Annotated in this window: 15 protein-coding genes; 3 read left to right on the top strand and 12 right to left on the bottom strand. The window is 58.7% G+C overall.

What is annotated here, in order from left to right; all coding sequences use genetic code 11:
- Nucleotides 1–220: 220 nt before the first annotated feature.
- The 9 genes from msrQ to mrcB form a co-directional block, all read right to left on the bottom strand.
- Nucleotides 221–841, bottom strand: a complete 621-nt coding sequence (msrQ, locus tag K0H47_RS26285; RefSeq protein ID WP_219273853.1) for a protein-methionine-sulfoxide reductase heme-binding subunit MsrQ — start codon at nucleotides 839–841, stop codon at nucleotides 221–223.
- Nucleotides 841–1854, bottom strand: a complete 1014-nt coding sequence (gene msrP / locus K0H47_RS26280; RefSeq protein ID WP_219273852.1) for a protein-methionine-sulfoxide reductase catalytic subunit MsrP — start codon at nucleotides 1852–1854, stop codon at nucleotides 841–843. Before msrP ends, msrQ begins: the two co-directional genes overlap by 1 nt.
- 63 nt (nucleotides 1855–1917) lie before the next feature.
- The gene (pssA, locus tag K0H47_RS26275; RefSeq protein ID WP_003212123.1) at nucleotides 1918–2775 is read right to left on the bottom strand and encodes a CDP-diacylglycerol--serine O-phosphatidyltransferase; all 858 of its coding nucleotides are present in this window, start codon (nucleotides 2773–2775) and stop codon (nucleotides 1918–1920) included.
- A 144-nt stretch (nucleotides 2776–2919) separates the two neighbouring features.
- Entirely contained in the window at nucleotides 2920–3936 is a 1017-nt protein-coding gene (gene ilvC, locus K0H47_RS26270) for a ketol-acid reductoisomerase (protein ID WP_003212125.1), read from the bottom strand.
- A 50-nt stretch (nucleotides 3937–3986) separates the two neighbouring features.
- Nucleotides 3987–4478, bottom strand: a complete 492-nt coding sequence (gene ilvN / locus K0H47_RS26265; protein ID WP_003176102.1) for an acetolactate synthase small subunit — start codon at nucleotides 4476–4478, stop codon at nucleotides 3987–3989.
- A 2-nt stretch (nucleotides 4479–4480) separates the two neighbouring features.
- Nucleotides 4481–6205 carry an acetolactate synthase 3 large subunit gene (locus K0H47_RS26260; protein WP_003212127.1) on the bottom strand — a complete coding sequence of 575 codons (1725 nt, stop codon included), beginning with the start codon at nucleotides 6203–6205 and terminating at the stop codon, nucleotides 4481–4483.
- A 431-nt stretch (nucleotides 6206–6636) separates the two neighbouring features.
- A complete protein-coding gene (locus K0H47_RS26255; protein WP_219273851.1) occupies nucleotides 6637–6966 on the bottom strand; it encodes a YqcC family protein in 330 nt (109 codons plus the stop codon).
- On the bottom strand, nucleotides 6966–7706 hold the full coding sequence (locus K0H47_RS26250; RefSeq protein ID WP_063033192.1) for a M48 family metallopeptidase: 741 nt from the start codon (nucleotides 7704–7706) through the stop codon (nucleotides 6966–6968). Before K0H47_RS26250 ends, K0H47_RS26255 begins: the two co-directional genes overlap by 1 nt.
- A gap of 16 nt (nucleotides 7707–7722) precedes the next feature.
- The gene (gene mrcB / locus K0H47_RS26245) at nucleotides 7723–10047 is read right to left on the bottom strand and encodes a penicillin-binding protein 1B (RefSeq protein WP_063033193.1); all 2325 of its coding nucleotides are present in this window, start codon (nucleotides 10045–10047) and stop codon (nucleotides 7723–7725) included.
- A gap of 118 nt (nucleotides 10048–10165) precedes the next feature.
- On the opposite strand from mrcB, the gene K0H47_RS26240 reads away from it, so the two are divergent.
- From K0H47_RS26240 to K0H47_RS26230, 3 genes are all read left to right on the top strand, one after another.
- Nucleotides 10166–11722, top strand: coding sequence for a bifunctional aminoglycoside phosphotransferase/ATP-binding protein (locus K0H47_RS26240; RefSeq protein ID WP_177071927.1), 1557 nt, complete (start codon nucleotides 10166–10168; stop codon nucleotides 11720–11722).
- A 94-nt stretch (nucleotides 11723–11816) separates the two neighbouring features.
- Entirely contained in the window at nucleotides 11817–12161 is a 345-nt protein-coding gene (locus K0H47_RS26235) for a pentapeptide repeat-containing protein (protein ID WP_219273850.1), read from the top strand.
- Between the two features lie 201 nt (nucleotides 12162–12362).
- A complete protein-coding gene (locus tag K0H47_RS26230; protein ID WP_010174414.1) occupies nucleotides 12363–12635 on the top strand; it encodes a TfoX/Sxy family protein in 273 nt (90 codons plus the stop codon).
- A gap of 247 nt (nucleotides 12636–12882) precedes the next feature.
- Here K0H47_RS26230 and K0H47_RS26225 read toward each other — a convergent pair whose 3' ends face one another.
- The 3 genes from K0H47_RS26225 to K0H47_RS26215 are packed head-to-tail and all read right to left on the bottom strand — an operon-like array spanning nucleotide 12883 to nucleotide 15562.
- Nucleotides 12883–13650 (bottom strand): heme ABC transporter ATP-binding protein, encoded by a 768-nt coding sequence (locus K0H47_RS26225; RefSeq protein WP_063033195.1) that lies wholly within the window; start codon nucleotides 13648–13650, stop codon nucleotides 12883–12885.
- Nucleotides 13650–14687: an iron ABC transporter permease gene (locus tag K0H47_RS26220; protein ID WP_093201971.1), complete on the bottom strand. Its 1038-nt coding sequence runs from the start codon at nucleotides 14685–14687 to the stop codon at nucleotides 13650–13652. The genes K0H47_RS26225 and K0H47_RS26220 overlap by 1 nt, the downstream gene beginning before the upstream one ends.
- Nucleotides 14684–15562 carry a hemin ABC transporter substrate-binding protein gene (locus K0H47_RS26215; protein ID WP_063033197.1) on the bottom strand — a complete coding sequence of 293 codons (879 nt, stop codon included), beginning with the start codon at nucleotides 15560–15562 and terminating at the stop codon, nucleotides 14684–14686. The genes K0H47_RS26220 and K0H47_RS26215 overlap by 4 nt, the downstream gene beginning before the upstream one ends.
- Between the last annotated feature and the right edge of the window lie 60 nt (nucleotides 15563–15622).

Genomic DNA, 15622 nt, shown 5'->3' with positions numbered 1-15622 from the left:
CTGCTGTCAACACCTCTTTTTCTCCGCTTTCGACCGAGAAGATCGAACCGTTAATAGGGCTAAACAACACGTCCCTATCAACTCCTTCTGGGCTTCGATGATCTGAAGCAGCTCACTGTCGAAACCTACATAACTCTTTGTTTAACAAGGAGTTTTACGTTTCGACTGCGCCGGAAGTGGGGCGAATTATAGACTTCCAGAATCTGCCGTCAAGGGTTAATTACGCTTTTGTTGCAGAAGATGGTTTTTTAGCAATAAGACGGGGAATCCGCCGCATTACAGGCGGCACACGCAGCAATAGAAGTAGCGCTCCTACAGATGCATAGATAGCCCACTCCTTTAGATCTGCCCGCACGATCCACAACATGTGCAGTAGGCCAAGCCCGAGAATCACATAAACCAAGCGATGCAGCTTCTTCCAGCGCGCACCAAGGCGGCGCTGGCTGTAGCGGTTAGAAGTGACTGCGAGCACTAATAGAGAAAGGAACCCCAAGGCGCCAACGATAATGTAAGGCCGCTTTCGCAGCTCGACCCCCAACTGCGACCAGTCAAGCCCCAGGATGAACACGCAGTAAGCCGCAAGATGCAAAACCACATACGCAAAGCACCACAGCCCCAGCTGCCGTCGCACAGCAATCCACCCCGCCCAACCACTGAGCTTCTGCAGCGGCGTCATGCCGAGGGTGATCAACAGCAGAATCAAGGTCCCAAGCCCAAGCCGATCCATCAGCACTTTCCCAGGGTCAGGCCCAAGCGCAAAGCTCCAGGCCTCGTACAACCAGAACAGCGGCCACACCGCCGCTGCTATAAAGACGCCGATGCGCCAGGCCGGGTAGCGCATCAATAGTTCTTCCGCAGATCGAGGCCCGTATAAAGAGAGGCGACTTCATCGGAGTAGCCGTTGAACATTTGCGTCTCACGCACATTGGGACTGAACAGCCCACTGGGCAAACGCCGCTCCCGCGCCTGAGTCCAGCGCGGATGGTCGACGGTAGGATTCACGTTCGCATAAAACCCGTACTCACTCGCCGCAATGCTTTGCCAGGTGGTTTTCGGCTGTTCACTGACGAGGCTGATGCGCACGATCGACTTCACGCTCTTGAATCCATACTTCCAGGGCACCACCAACCGCAACGGGGCACCATTCTGATTTGGCAACTCCCGCCCATACATACCTACCGCCAGGATCGCCAGGGGATTCATCGCCTCATCCAATCGCAGCCCTTCGACATAAGGCCAATCGATCAAGGCAAAGTTGGAGCGCTGCCCCGGCATGCTCTTGGGATCTTGCAGCGTCTCAAAGCGGATGTATTTGGCATTGGAGGTCGGCTCGACGTGCTTGAGCAATTCCGAAATAGGAAATCCTATCCACGGAATGACCATCGACCACGCCTCTACACAGCGCAGTCGATAGATTCGTTCTTCCAGTTGATACGGCTTCATGAAGTCTTCAAGCGCGTAACGCCCGGGCTTGGCGACTTCACCATCAATCACCACACTCCATGGCTCGGTCTTGAGCAAACCGGCATTGGCCGCAGGGTCGCCCTTGTCCGTACCAAACTCATAGAAGTTGTTGTAGTGGGTCGCATCCTTGAACGGAGTGATCGCCTCATCCTTGACGGTTACCGCCTGCCATTTTGTACCCGGCAGCTTTTCGGCAAACCATCCAGGCGCCTTGCCCGGTTCGACATCCGCGTAACGCGCAGCATCATCCGCACTGGCCCAACGGGGTAGGCTGCTGGCAGCAAGGCCGGCAAGCGCACCACCGAGCAAGCTGCGGCGAGAGAAATAGAAGGATTCAGGGGTGACGTCTGATTCTTTGCAATCAGACGCTTTGGGGAACTTGATTAGCATGGCAACTCCGCAGCTTTGGAGGACAGATGCACCAATAGACTGCGGAGTATGGGGGAAATTACATTAAGGCAACGTTTTGCGCTGACGAAGATGCAGCAAGTACTGCACCGGGCCGGACGCGGCATAGACAAGGAACGCCAACAGCAGGATTCTCGGCGGGTCACTGAAGACCACGGCGAACACCAGCACGACCGCCAGGATGGCTACAAACGGCACGCGCCCCTTGAGGTCCAGCTCCTTGAAGCTGTTGTACTTGATGTTGCTGACCATCAACATGCCGGCCGCCGCGACCATCAGGGCCACCAGGAACGACATCTTGGAGCCCTGAATACCATAGTCGCTGAATGCCCAGACAATACCGGCTACCACACCCGCCGCAGCCGGGCTGGCCAGGCCAATGAAGTAGCGCTTGTCGGCAGTCCCTACCTGGGTATTGAAGCGTGCCAGACGCAATGCCGCGCCAGCCACATAGATGAAGGCGACCATCCAGCCGACCTTGCCCATGTCACCCAGCGCCCAGGCGAATGCGAGCAACGCCGGCGCCACCCCAAAGGCAACCATGTCCGACAGCGAGTCATATTCGGCCCCGAAGGCACTCTGGGTGTTGGTCATGCGTGCCACACGCCCATCCAGGCCATCAAGGACCATGGCGACGAAGATCGCAATCGCGGCAAAACCAAAGTACTTGCTGGCCCCGGCAGCATCACCGGCCGCCAACGCACTCTGGGCACTCATGGAGTTGATGATGGAGTAGAACCCCGCGAACAGATTCGCAGTGGTGAACAGATTGGGCAGAAGATAGATGCCACGATGCCGGACTTTACGGCCTTCAGCATCGTGCCCCTCTTCGACATGTTCATCGATCGGTAGCAGGCTTTCGGCGTCAGAGGCCTGGTTTGGCTCTTCGGGACGTTCGCTCATGGACTTTACCTTGCAACGGTGTGAAAAATTTCGACAGAAACTTGCGGCGAGTGTTCGCCCGCAAACGATGCAGCTTTATACCAGAACCTGCCCCGCAAACGAAAAAACGCGGCCTAAGCCGCGTTTTCCCTTGATACGTACGACTTAGTTTTTGGCTTTGTCGACGATCTTGTTGGCACCGATCCACGGCATCATGGAGCGCAGTTGCTCGCCGATGATTTCGATACCGTGAGCGGCGTTGTTACGACGCTTGGCGGTCATCGAAGGGTAGCCGGTTGCGCCTTCGCTGATGAACATTTTGGCGTATTCGCCGTCCTGAATACGTTTCAGGGCGTTGCGCATGGCCTGACGGGACTCGGCGTTGATCACTTCCGGGCCAGTCACGTACTCGCCGTATTCGGCGTTGTTGGAGATCGAATAGTTCATGTTGGCGATACCGCCTTCGTACATGAGGTCAACGATCAGCTTCAGTTCGTGCAAGCATTCGAAGTAGGCCATTTCCGGCGCATAGCCAGCTTCAACCAGGGTTTCGAAACCGGCTTTGACCAGTTCAACAGTACCGCCGCACAGAACGGCTTGTTCGCCGAACAGGTCGGTTTCAGTCTCGTCCTTGAAGGTGGTTTCGATGATGCCGGTACGACCGCCACCAACGCCAGCGGCGTAGGACAGTGCAACGTTCTTGGCGTTGCCCGAGGCGTCCTGGTAGATCGCGATCAGGTCAGGGATACCGCCGCCTTTGACGAACTCGGAACGCACGGTGTGGCCCGGTGCTTTCGGCGCGATCATGATCACGTCGAGGTCAGCGCGCGGCACAACCTGGTTGTAGTGGATCGCGAAGCCGTGGGAGAAGGCCAGGGTGGCGCCTTTCTTGATGTTCGGCTCGATTTCGTTCTTGTACAGCGCGGACTGGAACTCGTCCGGGGTCAGGATCATGACCAGGTCGGCAGCAGCAACAGCGGAAGCAACGTCAGTCACTTTCAGGCCGTGAGCTTCAGCCTTGGCAACAGTGGCCGAGCCTTTACGCAGGCCAACAGTCACGTCAACGCCGGAATCTTTCAGGTTGCACGCTTGAGCGTGACCCTGGGAACCGTAGCCGATGATGGCGACTTTTTTGCCCTGGATGATCGACAGGTCACAATCTTTATCGTAATAAACTTTCATGAGGTTCCTCTATATATCCAGGCCGTTTAAGGCCATTCGCTAAATTTGAGTTAGATGCTGAGTACTTTGTCGCCACGAGCAATCCCGGTGACGCCACTGCGTACAGTTTCCAGAATCGAGGCCGTCCCGATCGACTGGATGAAGCTGTCCAGCTTGTCGCTTGTACCGGTCAGTTGAACGGTATAAACGCTGGCGCTCACATCGACGATCTGCCCGCGATAAATGTCGGTAGTGCGCTTGATCTCGGCCCGTTGTGCACCTGTGGCCTTGACCTTGACCAGCATCAGCTCCCGCTCGATGTGGGCACTTTCCGACAAGTCGACCAGCTTGACCACTTCGATCAGCTTGTTGAGGTTTTTGGTGATCTGCTCGATCACCTCATCATGGCCAACGGTGGTCAACGTCAGGCGCGACAAGGTCGGGTCTTCGGTCGGCGCCACAGTCAGGCTTTCGATGTTGTAGTTGCGTTGCGAAAACAGGCCGACCACACGTGACAGAGCGCCCGGTTCGTTCTCCAGAAGCAGGGAGATAATGTGCCGCATGATTAGGTACGCTCCGTCTTGTTCAGCCACATATCGCGCATGGAGCCGTCTTTGATCTGCATCGGGTAGACGTGCTCGCTGGTGTCGACCTGAATATCAAGGAACACCAGGCGGTCCTTCATGGCGAACGCCTCTTCCATCATCGGCTTCAAATCCTTCAAATCGGTGATGCGCATGCCGACATGGCCATAGGCTTCAACCAATTTGACGAAGTCAGGCAGAGACTCCATGTAGGAATGGGAGTGACGGCTGCCGTAGCTCATGTCCTGCCACTGGCGAACCATGCCCAGCACGCCGTTGTTCAGGCAGACAATCTTCACCGGCAAACCATATTGCAGGCAGGTCGACAGTTCTTGGATGTTCATCTGGATACTGCCTTCGCCGGTGACGCACGCAACGTCAGTATCCGGGAAGCTCAGCTTCACACCCATGGCCGCAGGGAAACCAAAGCCCATCGTGCCCAGGCCACCGGAGTTGATCCAGCGGTTAGGCTTGTCGAACTTGTAGTACTGCGCCGCGAACATCTGGTGCTGGCCCACGTCGGAAGTCACAAAGGCATCGCCCTTGGTCACTTCGCACAAGGTTTCGATCACGGTCTGCGGCTTGATGACGCTGCCGTCGCCCTTGTCGTAAGGGAACAGGCCGCGATCACCGCGCCACTCGTCGATCTGCTTCCACCAGCTGGCGACGGAATCCTTGTTCGGGGCTTCGCCGATTTCCTTCAGCGCAGCGACCATTTCGGTCAGCACGCTTTCTACAGGACCTACGATAGGCACGTCGGCCTTGATGGTCTTGGAGATGGATGCCGGGTCGATATCGATGTGGATGATCTTGGCATTCGGGCAAAACTTGCTCGCACCATTGATCACCCGGTCATCGAACCGCGCACCGACGGCGAGGATCACGTCAGCATGGTGCATGGCCAGGTTGGCGGTGTAGCTGCCGTGCATGCCGAGCATGCCGACGAACTGACGGTCCGAACCCGGGAAAGCACCGAGCCCCATCAACGTGTTGGTAACTGGCAGGTTGAGCATCTTGGCCAGCTCGGTCAGCGGTGCAGAACCGCCGCCCAGAATCACGCCACCACCCGAGTAGAGCACCGGACGCTTGGCCGCCAACAGCATTTCTGCTGCTTTACGGATTTGCCCCGAGTGCCCGCGAACGGCCGGGCTGTAGGAACGCAGCTTGGCTTTCTTCGGGAAGATGTATTCGAATTTTTCAGCCGGGTTGGTCATGTCTTTCGGGATATCGACCACCACAGGACCCGGGCGACCGGACTGTGCGAGGTAGAACGCCTTCTTCATGACTTCCGGGATTTCCGAGGCATGCTTGATCATGAAGCTGTGTTTCACGATCGGCCGGGAGATACCGATCATGTCGGTTTCCTGAAATGCGTCGGTACCAACCATGGTGCTCGCCACCTGGCCGGAAATGATCACCATCGGGATGGAGTCCATATAAGCCGTCGCGATGCCGGTGATGGCATTGGTCGCGCCAGGGCCGGAAGTCACCAGTACTACACCGGCTTTACCGGTGGCACGGGCGTAACCGTCAGCCATATGGGTAGCAGCTTGTTCGTGACGAACCAGGATGTGGGTAACAGCCGGTTCCTTGAACAGTGCGTCGTAGACATGCAGCAGAGCACCGCCTGGGTACCCGTAGATATAGTCGACGCCTTCGTCACGCAAAAAGCGGACGAGCATCTCACCGCCAGATAAAAGCTCCACGTTGTTCACCTCTAAAACGCCAGAATACCGTCCGTTGAAAACCGACGGGTCTTAATAGGTTTACTTCTCAGCAGAGCATGAGCGACGGTGGTCGCCGACTACGTCAGCACTGACTGAGCAAGTATTGGGAGCGTCCCAAGTGTTGCGGGATTTTCCCACCCAGCGCGAGGTAACGCGTTGCGGGTGTAACAGGTCGGCGCGGGTGTGCGCCTCATGATCTGCTGAGTGGGTCTGCTTCTGGCAGTCCCTCTACAGCGGACTTTGGATTCTTCTGTTTCAGCCTCTCCAAGTCAAGCAATAATTGCGCTTTTTTCCAACTAAGCGCATGAGAACGTAGAAGAAAGCGGCTTGAGGAGGGATAAAACTCGCCTGAATGGCGCAAAGCGGTAGAAATATGCGCAAGACTGCCGGAAAAACCGGCAGCCAGGCAATTAACGAGCGTCGACGATCAGTTGATCGAACTTTTTCAGCGCAGTCCGTAGGCCAAGGCTCTCGAGCGGACGATCGGCGTAAACTATCTCGGCCATTTCCAGAATCCCCGACGCATTGGGCAATGGCAGGTCCTGTTCAAGGATCTGCTTCATCCGTGTCAGGAAAATCCATTGCAGCCACTGGTGAAAGTCCAGGGTGTCAACGGAAAAGGGTTCAACGCTGCTCAACGCTTCAGCACTGGGGGACACTTCGTCCCACCAGCCCTGCAAGCGCAGCTCGCGCTCGATCAACAACAACTGTTCGGCAATCGCCGGAAAGCGTGCATCCATCAGAGGCTTACCTTGGCTTTTTGCCGAGCCTGGGCAGCGCCTGCGGCATCGCCCTGCTTCTCACGGGCGTCACCGATCAAGCTCCACAGGCTGGCCTGCAGATCAGGACGGCCATTGGCCAGGGTCAGGCCACGGCGGGCAAATTGTTCAGCCTGCGGGGCATCGCCTTGAGCCATGCGAACCTGAGCCAGGCGATAAAGTACTTGCGGCTCACGAGGCGCCACGCGCTGGGCGCGCTCAAGGCTCGACGATGCGCCGTTCAAATCGCCCCCCGACTGCTGCTGTTGGGCAGTGGTGAGCAACGCCAGCACCGGGCCATCCAACTGCTCATCGGCTGACAGGCCACCGGCGCTGCTGGCAGAAGGGATTCCGCTTGGCGTCGACGGCATGGTGTAGGTGCCCTGGTTGATCGGTGCCGTTTGAATCGGCGTGGAGTCGATCGGGCCCGACGTACTCGGGCCAGGCGTCCATGGCTGCGTACTGATCGGAGCTGAGGTAGCTGCGCCGCCGCCCGGGATCATGACCACTACACCCGAATCCTGGGGCACGGCTTGCGCCTGAGGCCGGGCCTGGGCAGGACGGTTGGTGACGGTTTGACGGAAGCCGCCATTGGCCGAGATCCGGTCGTTGTTGGACACCGTTGTACTGGAATCCACCACCGGAATAGAGCCACGCTCCACGCTGGCGCAACCACCGAGCAATGCCAAAACTGTAATAGCTGGAATCAACAACTTGTTCACGTGAAACCCTCTTTGCTTAATTCATCCAGCCCTTGACCCAATCCATCACCGATTCAGCGCTCGCGGGTGCACTGGCACCGCACGCTGCACCGGGTGGCGGTTCGCTGCCGCGAATATACGGCATCTGCACCGCGCCCGGACAGTTGGCATCGGAACCCTGCCCGGTATGCGGATCGATCCAGGCCTGAACGATATTGTCCGGCTGCGGCATGTTCAGCGGCAGTGGATCGGCCTTCTTCATGAAACTGGTCCACACCTGCAATGCGCCGGTGGCACCGGTGAACGGCGTCTTGCCGTTGTCGTCGCGCCCCAGCCAGACCACCGCCAGCAGGTCCTGGCTGAAACCAGCGAACCAGCTGTCCCGGGAATCGTTACTGGTACCACTCTTGCCAGCCAGTGTCAGATTGGCCGGCAACACGTTGTAGGCCGAGCGTCCGGTACCTTCACGCATAACGCGCTGCATGGCGTTCTGGATCAGGTAGATCGAAGCCGGGTCAAAGCGCTGCTGAATCTGGAACGGATAACGCTTGAGCGGTTCGCCTTCAGCCGTCAAAACGCTGCGGATCCCGCGCATCGGCGTATTGAAACCACCGTTGGCCAGGGTCTGGTACATGGTCGCGACTTCCATCGGGCTCATTGCACCCGCACCCAACAGCATCGACGGGAACGCTGGGAACTCGCGAGTGATGCCCAGCCGACCGAGCGTCTTGAGAACATTCGGCACGCCCAGCTCAAGGCCAAGACGGGAGGTCGAGATGTTGTAGGAATGCGCCAGGCCCTGGTACAGGAAAATCGTACCGTGGGAGCGACGATCAAAGTTATGCGGCGTCCACATCTGGCCATCGGCTCCTTTGACCGACAACGGGTCATCGGACAGCCAACTGGTCAGCGTGTACTTGCTCGGTTTTTCCAAAGCAGTCAGATATACCGCCGGCTTGACCAGCGAGCCGATCGGCCGCACCGCGTCCAGCGCCCGGTTGAACCCGGCAAAGCTGGCCTGGCGACTGCCGATCATGGCCTGGACCTCACCGGTTTCCGGGTTGGTCACCACCATCGCCGCCTCGACGTCGTCAGAGCCTTTACGGCCTGCCAGGCGTTTGAAGGTGTCATTGACCGAAGCTTCAGCCTTCATTTGCAGGATCGGGTCGAAACTGGTGAAGATCCGCAGGCCCTCTTCGGTCAAGTCTTCGTCGCGGTAGTCTTCACGCAGTTGGCGTTTGACCAAATCGATGAAGCCCGGGAAGGAGCTGTCGGCCAGCTTGCCGCGAGTAGTCACACCCAGTGGCATTTTCTTCGCGGCAGCGACTTGCTCCGGAGTTGCGACACCTTGCTGCTCAAGTACGTCGAGCACCAGGTTACGCCGCTCCAACGCCCGCTCCGGGTTGCGACGCGGGTTGTAGTAGGACGGCCCCTTGACCATGCCCACCAGCAGCGCCACTTGATGCAGTTTCAACTCGGACAACGGCTGGCCGAAGAAGAACTGGCTGGCCAGACCGAAACCGTGCACTGCACGCTGACCGTCCTGGCCAACGAACACTTCATTGAGGTACGCCTCAAGAATTTCCTGCTTGCTGTAATGCAGCTCCAGCAGCATCGCCATCATGGCTTCGGTCAGCTTACGGGTCAGGCTGCGTTCGTTGGTCAGGTAGAAGTTCTTGACCAATTGTTGCGTCAGCGTACTGCCGCCCTGGGTCATCTTGCCGCCGGAGGTATTGACCCACACGGCGCGAGCGATGGACTTGGGTGATACGCCCCAGTGGCTGTAGAAATCCCGGTCTTCTACGGCAATCAGGGTATCCAGCAGGTAAGGCGGCACCTGATCGATCTTGATCAGGATGCGGTCTTCCAGGTTTTTAGGATAAATCCCACCGATCATTAAGGGTTCCAGGCGCACCACAGGTAACTTCGAGCCGTTGAGCGAGGACAGCTCGGCCACATAGTCGCCAGAGAAACGCACGCGCACCGGCTGGGGTTTTTCCAGGCCTTCATAGAACTGGAAGCCGCGGGTGTTCAAGTCGACGGTGTTACCGGAGACGGCAGCGGCACCGGGGCCGTTGCTCACGGGTTCGCGGCGATAGCCCAGGGCATCGAGTTCGGTGAGGAAGTCATCCTTGCTCAGCTTCTGGCCGGTGAACAGTTCCAGCGGGCGCGCGTATACCTTGGCCGGAATGGTCCAGCGCTTGCCGGAGAACTTCTCCTGGACCACGGCATCGAGGTAAACCGCGAAGCCGGCGATCACTACAAGCCCTACCAGGCCGAGCTTAAGCGCCCAGCCCAGCCAAGGGCGCAGGCCGCGGGAAGGAGGTTTTTTACGGGAACGGGGAGATCGGGTACGAGTCATGGCGGCGGATTATACGCACTTTATTGATGACCAACATGAGCCGGACAGCGGTTTGCACGACCGTCTGTAGCAGCCATAATGCCCGCCATGAATTTTCCCAGACTCTGAAGGATCGCCCGTGAGCCAGTCCCTGATTGCAGCCCTGCAAAACCCGGCCCTGTTTCCCCATCCGGTGGATCAGTTCCAAGTCATCGAGACCCATATTTCCTGGGTCCTGCTCACGGGTGACTACGCCTACAAGATGAAGAAACCGGTGAATTTTGGCTTCCTCGATTTCACCACCCTGGAAGCACGGGGCCACTTCTGCAATGAAGAGCTGCGCCTCAACCAGCGCCTGACCGATGATTTGTATCTTGAAGTGTTGCCAATCACCGGCAGCGCCGAAGCACCGCAATTGGGTGGCGACGGGCCGGTGGTCGACTACGTGCTGAAAATGCGCCAGTTCCCGCAGAGCCAACTGCTCAGCACCTTGCAAGCCAACGGCGAATTGACCAACGCGCACATCGACGAAATGGCCAGGCAGATCGCGCACTTTCACCTGAACGCCCCGAAAGTGCCGGCCACCCACTCCGCCGGCACCCCGCACGACGTCATGGCGCCGGTGCTGCAGAACTTCGAGCAGATCCGCCCGTTCCTCAGCGACAAAGCCGACCTGGCTCAACTGGATGCCTTGCAGGCCTGGGCCGAAAGCAGCTTCGAACGCCTCAAGCCCCTGTTCGAACAGCGCAAGCTCAACGGCTTTACCCGCGAATGCCACGGTGATATCCACTTGGGTAACGCCACGATGATTGATGGCCACGTGGTGATCTTCGACTGCATCGAGTTCAACGAGCCATTCCGCTTCACCGACGTGTATGCCGACACCGGCTTCCTGGCGATGGACCTGGAAGACCGTGGCCTCAAGAGCCTGGCGCGACGCTTCATCAGCCAGTACCTGGAGCTGACCGGCGACTATCAAGGCCTGGAGGTGCTGAACTTCTATAAAGCCTATCGCGCCTTGGTACGCGCCAAGGTCGCGCTGTTCAGCATGCCTTCCGAGGCGGACGCGGTGCAGCGTGCTACCACCCTGCGCCAATACCGCAACTACGCCAACCTGGCAGAAAGCTACAGCACCATCCCATCGCGCTTCTTGGCCATCACCCACGGCGTATCGGCCGTTGGCAAAAGCCATGTATCCATGCGCCTCGTAGAAGCATTGGGGGCGATTCGCCTACGTTCGGACGTGGAGCGCAAACGCCTGTTCGGCGAGCAGAAGGTCGAGAACACGCCGCAGGCCGGGATCTACGCCGCAGACGCCAGCGCCGCCACCTACGCACGCCTGAACGAGATCGCCGACACCGTACTGCGCGCCGGTTTCCCGGTGGTACTGGACGCGACCTTCCTCAAGCGTGAACAACGCGACGCTGCAGCCAAGATCGCCGAGGCCACCGGCGCACCGTTCCTGATCCTCGATTGCAATGCGCCACAGGCTGTTATTGCCGCTTGGCTGGCACAGCGTCAGGCGGACAAGAACGATCCTTCCGACGCCACCCTGAACATCATCGAAGAGCAGCAGTCCACCCGTGACCCACTCGGTGCTGAAGAGCTACTGCTGAGCAAACGCGTGGAAACCAATGAAAGCGGAACCTTGGACGCACTGGTGGCACATATTCGCCAGCGCCTGCCGGGCCTGTAAGAAATATTTCTTGGTCGTGTAGCCTTCCGGGGCTCACGGCCGAGCAATAGTGGCACTATAATGGCGCCATAATTCCAACACGGGAGTCGCCATTGTGAGCCATCCGAAGCTACTTGATACCCCGCTGTACGCGCTTCTGCATAAAGATGACATCCGCGGCTTCAACCAGGAGCGCCCGAAAGACGGCACCATCGATATGCGCGGTGGCGACTTTCGCGGCCTGGACCTGCGCGACCTGAATGCCGAAGGCGTGGATTTCACCGACGCTTATTTCCGTTCCGCCGACTTGCGTGGCCTGGATTTACGTGACAACCCACTGGAAGGCGCGAGCCTGGCGCATGCCCAGATCTCCGGCACGTATTTCCCACCTGAGTTGAGCGCTGACGAGATACTGATGTCCGTCAATTTCGGCACGCGCTTGCGCTACCGCACACGGTAAAACCACTGCATCGCCTCCCGGCTACGCACAAGGCGTACCGGGGGCTTCACCCTTTCCTACACCAAAATCCCCGCCTGCCTTAGAAGCTTTTAGGTCGTTGCCGACCAAAGAACTACGCTTTTCCTACTGAGCGCTACACTCCTTTCAGGCTTGCCTGGTCACGATACCCACCGAACCATTCGGCCGTCGCAAGGAGGCTTGATGAATGATGAGCTGCAACACCTGAAAAACCTTGGCAAGACGTCGGCGCAATGGCTGCATGCGGTGGGCATCCACAGTGCGTCCGACCTACGCCGCCTGGGGGCAGTCGACGCGTACCGTGCCGTACGCACCCGCGGTTTCAGAGCATCCAAAGTGTTGTTGTATGCCATTGAAGGCGCGCTGATGGATGTGCACTGGAATGACATTCCCGTTGAACGCAAGGAAGCTTTAAACCGTCAGCTGGACGCTCTTTCGGCACGCCAAAAGAATTGAGACGGCAACCTGCACTCACGTTTCCAGGGATTCCAAACAAATGCTTGAGGAAATTTGAAGAGGCGCAAAAACAAATGTTGACTCTCAAATGAGAATCGTTATGATTATCACAACTGGTCGCGAGATCAGCCGATAACTGAAAGACCATTGGTTCGGACTCTCAGATTATCTCCTCATCAGGCTAATCACGGTTATTTGACCCGGCTCTGCCGGGTCTTTTTTTGCCCATAAAAAGCTGCGGCGATTTTCAGCGTGCAATGATCAACGGATGGCCGCGCTCCGGATGCGGCTGCACCAACACATCCAGCCCAAATACCGCCTTCAGTGGCTCAGGCCGGAACACTTGTGCCGGTGTATCCAACGCATGGGGCCGACCATCCTCCAGCAACAGGATACGATCACAGTAGCGCGCCGCCAGGTTCAAGTCGTGAAGGATCACCAGCACCGCAGCACCCCGGTCGGCAAAGCTGCGGATCGCCTGCAAGGTCGTGTGCTGATGCAGCGGATCAAGCATTGACGTCGGCTCATCCAGCAACAAGGTCTGCCCCGCCTCACCCGGCCATAGCTGCGCCAGCACCCGCGCGAGGTGCACACGCTGACGCTCGCCGCCCGACAATGCCAGGTAACTGCGCCCGCTCAAGTGGCCGACGTCGGCAGCCTGCAAGGCAGCATTGATGATTTCATCGTCACGCACCCGGCCAGTCTGATGAGGCAAGCGCCCCATGCCCACCACCTCTTCGACGCGAAAGGCAAAGTCCAGGGTTGAGGTTTGCGGCAATACCGCAAGGCGCTGGGCACGCTGCGCTCCGCCCCAGTCTTTCAACTCACGCTCATCCAGCCACACACGGCCTTCGTCGGGCTGCAACTCACCGCATAACGCACCGAGCAATGTACTTTTCCCCGCACCGTTGGGGCCCAACACGCCAAGCACTTCACCTGGCAGCAGGTCCAGGGTGACGTCCGCCAACACGGTTTTGCGCCCACGGCGGACCTGCAGGTCCTCTACTCGCAGCATCAGGCGCGCCCTCGCAACAACAGGTAGAGAAAAAACGGCGCACCGATAAACGCGGTAACAATGCCAATCGGCAATTCCGCCGGCGCCAAGGCCAGTCGCGCTACCAGATCGGCAAACAACAGCAAACTCGCCCCCGCGAGCACTGAGGCTGGCAGCAGCACCCGATGATCCGGCCCCGCCAGCAGGCGCACCAGATGCGGCACCACCAGCCCGACAAAGCCAATCATCCCCGCCGCTGCCACCGCCGCGCCCACCCCCAATGCAGTGCAGAACACAAGTTCGCGCTTGAGGCCTTCAACATCAATGCCCAAGTGACTGGCTTCCGACTCACCCAACAGGAGTGCATTCAGCGCCTTGGCCCGCCGCGGCAGCCAAAGGGCGACGCCAGCGCTGACCAGCAGCAGCGGCCATAACCGCGAGTAGCTGGCGCCATTCAGGCTGCCCAGGTTCCAGAACGTCAGGGTGCGCAAGGTGGCGTCATCCGCCAGGTAGGTGAAAAGGCCCACCGCCGAACTGGCGAGCGCCGTCAGGGCGATCCCCGCCAGCAACATGGTCGCGACATTGGTTTGGCCGTTGCGTCGACCCAGGCGATAGACCAGCGCTGTTACCCCCAACCCCCCGAGGAAGGCACACAACGACAGCAGATAAGGCCCGAGGACGTCTGGCAAACCACCAAAAAACGAACCACCGACAATCGCAATCGCCGCGCCCAACGCCGCACCGCTGGACACCCCGACCAACCCGGGATCAGCCAAGGGGTTGCGAAACAGCCCCTGCATTGCGACGCCGGAAAGTGCCAGAACCCCGCCGACGGCCAGGCCCAGCAACGTACGCGGCAGGCGAATCTGCCCGAGGATCAACTCCGCCTGCTCCAGGCCTTGGGCCTCGATTGGCACACCCATCAAGCGTAAGGCTGCCCGCAGTGTGTCCATCAACGGCAAACTCACCGGCCCCAGGGCCAATGATAACCAGATCGCCAATACACACAGCAGACTCAAGCCCATAAACAGGGTTCGCGGTTTAACCAGAGTGGTCATGGGGCGGTATTAGCCTGAGACGGATAGAACCCGGCAGACAGCTTCACCAGGCTTTGCGGCAAGCGCGGCCCAAGCCCACCAACCAGCAGCGTCGGGTCCAGCTCATAGACGCGTCCATTCTTGGCTGCTGGCGTCGAAGCCAGGATCGGATTTTCCTTGAACAACGCGGCGCGGGCCGCATCCCCGGTCAAGGCGCGATCGGCAAACACCAGCACCTCAGGATTGAGCCCCGCCAGTGACTCGACGGAAAAAGGTTTGTAACCCTTGTGGGTCGCCAGGTTATGGCCGCCGGCCTGCTGCAACATCCAGTCAGCCGCCGTGTCTTTGCCGGCGATCAGCGGTTTTCCGCCGGCATGTCCCAGCAACAACAAGACGCCGGGTGCCTTTTGTGTGGATTGGGCCTTGGTCACCCAGTTCTTTTGTTGATCAAGTTGTTGTTGATAGTCGCTGAACAGCTCGGCAGCCTTCGCTTCGCTGCCCAGCAACTTGCCCAGATGCTGAAGGTTGCCTTGCAGGGTCGGCAAATCCGGCTCAGCCGAAAATAGCTCCACTTTCACACCGGCGTTGCGGATTTGCGCCAGCACCGGCGGCGGGCCCATTTCCTCGGTGCCCACCAGGATCTGCGGACGCAGGCTCAGAATGCCTTCCGCCGACAACTGCCGCTGGTAACCAATGCTCGGCAACGCCTTGAGGGATTCCGGATGCTGGCTGGTGGTATCCACGCCCACCAACTTTGACTCACCGCCCAGGGCCGTCACCCATTCCGACAACGCACCACCAGCACTGACCCAGCGTTGTGGCAGTTCAGAGGCCTGGGCCCCAGCGTTGACCAGCAGTCCGACAACGAGCGCGATAGCACTGGCACTCAGGCGCATAAAAGGGTTTCCTTCCAAGGGGTGAGCCCGCTGAAACACTCGCAATGTGACAGATCAAGG

Origin of the sequence: Pseudomonas sp. Xaverov 83, from assembly GCF_019352905.1 — a bacterium.
Classification (GTDB): Bacteria; Pseudomonadota; Gammaproteobacteria; order Pseudomonadales; family Pseudomonadaceae; genus Aquipseudomonas; species Aquipseudomonas yamanorum.
This window is presented reverse-complemented; position numbering and strand designations above follow the sequence as displayed.

What these genes read in the sequence shown, in the direction of transcription:
- msrQ (WP_219273853.1), bottom strand. Translation starts at nt 841, where the DNA reads ATGCGCTACCCGGCCTGGCGCATCGGCGTCTTTATAGCAGCGGCGGTG.
- msrP (WP_219273852.1), bottom strand. Translation starts at nt 1,854, where the DNA reads ATGCTAATCAAGTTCCCCAAAGCGTCTGATTGCAAAGAATCAGACGTC.
- pssA (WP_003212123.1), bottom strand. Translation starts at nt 2,775, where the DNA reads ATGAGCGAACGTCCCGAAGAGCCAAACCAGGCCTCTGACGCCGAAAGC.
- ilvC (WP_003212125.1), bottom strand. Translation starts at nt 3,936, where the DNA reads ATGAAAGTTTATTACGATAAAGATTGTGACCTGTCGATCATCCAGGGC.
- ilvN (WP_003176102.1), bottom strand. Translation starts at nt 4,478, where the DNA reads ATGCGGCACATTATCTCCCTGCTTCTGGAGAACGAACCGGGCGCTCTG.
- K0H47_RS26255 (WP_219273851.1), bottom strand. Translation starts at nt 6,966, where the DNA reads ATGGATGCACGCTTTCCGGCGATTGCCGAACAGTTGTTGTTGATCGAG.
- mrcB (WP_063033193.1), bottom strand. Translation starts at nt 10,047, where the DNA reads ATGACTCGTACCCGATCTCCCCGTTCCCGTAAAAAACCTCCTTCCCGC.
- K0H47_RS26230 (WP_010174414.1), top strand. Translation starts at nt 12,363, where the DNA reads ATGAATGATGAGCTGCAACACCTGAAAAACCTTGGCAAGACGTCGGCG.
- K0H47_RS26225 (WP_063033195.1), bottom strand. Translation starts at nt 13,650, where the DNA reads ATGCTGCGAGTAGAGGACCTGCAGGTCCGCCGTGGGCGCAAAACCGTG.
- K0H47_RS26220 (WP_093201971.1), bottom strand. Translation starts at nt 14,687, where the DNA reads ATGACCACTCTGGTTAAACCGCGAACCCTGTTTATGGGCTTGAGTCTG.
- K0H47_RS26215 (WP_063033197.1), bottom strand. Translation starts at nt 15,562, where the DNA reads ATGCGCCTGAGTGCCAGTGCTATCGCGCTCGTTGTCGGACTGCTGGTC.